Origin of the sequence: Clostridium sp., from assembly GCF_040797585.1 — a bacterium.
Classification (GTDB): Bacteria; Bacillota; Clostridia; order Clostridiales; family Clostridiaceae; genus Clostridium_Z.
Window position 1 is genome coordinate 1 of record NZ_JBFNEO010000315.1, and the last position, 1,907, is coordinate 1,907.

The window sequence follows — 1,907 nt, forward strand, 5'->3', positions numbered from 1 at the left end:
ATAGAGAACTTTGTTGAGTTTTTAAGAGAAGGATTTGTTAGAAATCCCTATGTTTTAAATTTAAATAAGTTATTTGATAAAGATAAGGCATCTATTATAGAAGAGGATCTTCTGAAAACAATAGCTCTTAGCTTTAATATAATAAAATCTATAGACATTATATATGACGAGAATATAGAAAAGATTAATGAAGCATTAAGTAAAGTAATAGAGCTTATAATAGAGGATAATAATAATTATGAAGAATATGTAGAATATAAGGATATATATATTTATTTACTACATTTAAAAATAATATCTATATTGAGATATAAGATAGATACCAAGCATTTAGAAGAACTAATATTGAATATAAATAAAATTCATATGAAGGATGATTTAAATGATAATCTTCTAAAGTACTTAGATCATATGAATTTACTTTCAAAAATAAAACCACAAGATATTTTGTCATTATTAAATCATGGTCATTTTACATTAGATTAGAGCTATTAGAATTTTAAGTATAAAAAATTCAAGGGGGAGAAAATGCATATAGAGGATTTAATTTTAGAAAGACAGGGAGATAATATAACTATCAGCTGGAATAGTACAATAAATAAAGAGGTAAGAATTTATTGGACAAATATTCCTAAGATAAATGATAATATTAAATTAATAGGATGTACAAAAGATAACTTTATAAAATTTAAAGATCCAGAACCAATGGTTAGAAATTATTATGTATTAGAGGTGGAAGGATACCATAGAGAAATTCTAGGAGAAAGGCTTATACCTCTTAAGGGAGTAGTTAATTTTAGAGACCTAGGTGGATATAAGACTTATGATGGAAGAAGAGTAAAGTGGAATAAGTTTTATCGCTCAGATGCTTTATATACTCTCACTAAGGAGGATATAGCTTATATAAATGATTTAGGCATTAAGGTTGTATTTGACTATAGGTCCATTAGGGAGGTTGAAGAAAAACCAGATCCTAGTATAGAGGGAATTGAAATTTTTAATATATCTGCAATGAAAGCTTTAGATAAAGAAGATAGAGGATTAAGCATGTTTGATCTTATAAAAAAAGAAGGTAGCTTAAGAAATATAGATAGAGATATGCTTAGAAATTCATATAAGGATATGGTAATTAACAACGAAGCGTTTAAAGAAACTATTAGATATATAAGTAAGAAAAATAGTTCTCCCATAGCTTTTCATTGTACTGCAGGGAAAGATAGAACTGGTCTTGCAGCAGCTTTAATATTATCAATTCTTGGGGTTCCAGAGGAAATCATATTAGAGGATTATATGTCAACTAATATGTATATAAAAAGTAATAATGAGAAGCTAATGGAACCTTTAATTTCTATGATAAAGGATAAGGAGAGTATTGAAATCTTTAATGCCTTAATGGGGGTTAGAAAGGAGTATATACTAGAATCCTTTAATACAATAATAGATAGTTATAAAACAATGGAAGACTATCTATATAAAGAATATGATTTAGATAAGAAGAAATTAATAGATTTAAGAGACTATTATTTATATTAAATACTAAAATAGATGATGAAGAGTAAAATATATTCTTTGAAAGGATGAAGATTATGGATATAATTGATTTCAATGAAATTAAAAATAAAGCAAGAGACAAGGACATAGATAAATTTGAGCAATATATATATGGGTTATATTCTTCTTTGGCTCAAGGACAAATAAATATGCAAGATTTATATAGTAATTTAAATGATTACATGAGAGAAAATAATATATCTCAAGAAAAATTAATTAATATACAAAAAGAGATAATGAAAAGATATGGATTTAACCTTGAAGATATAGAAAACCAAATGAAAAGTATGGGAATAGAAACTCAAAACTTTAATATGAATATGAATATGGATTATGATTCTCTTAGAAAGAAAATG

At 25.5% G+C, this 1,907-nt stretch carries 3 protein-coding genes; all 3 read left to right on the forward strand.

The window, feature by feature from the left end:
- The coding region (locus AB2369_RS13130; RefSeq protein WP_367666920.1) for a hypothetical protein at positions 1-486 on the forward strand (486 nt) is incomplete at its 5' end.
- Between the two features lie 42 nt (positions 487-528).
- Entirely contained in the window at positions 529-1,533 is a 1,005-nt protein-coding gene (locus AB2369_RS13135) for a tyrosine-protein phosphatase (RefSeq protein WP_367666921.1), read from the forward strand.
- Between the two features lie 53 nt (positions 1,534-1,586).
- The coding region (locus AB2369_RS13140; protein WP_367666922.1) for a DUF3867 family protein at positions 1,587-1,907 on the forward strand (321 nt) is incomplete at its 3' end.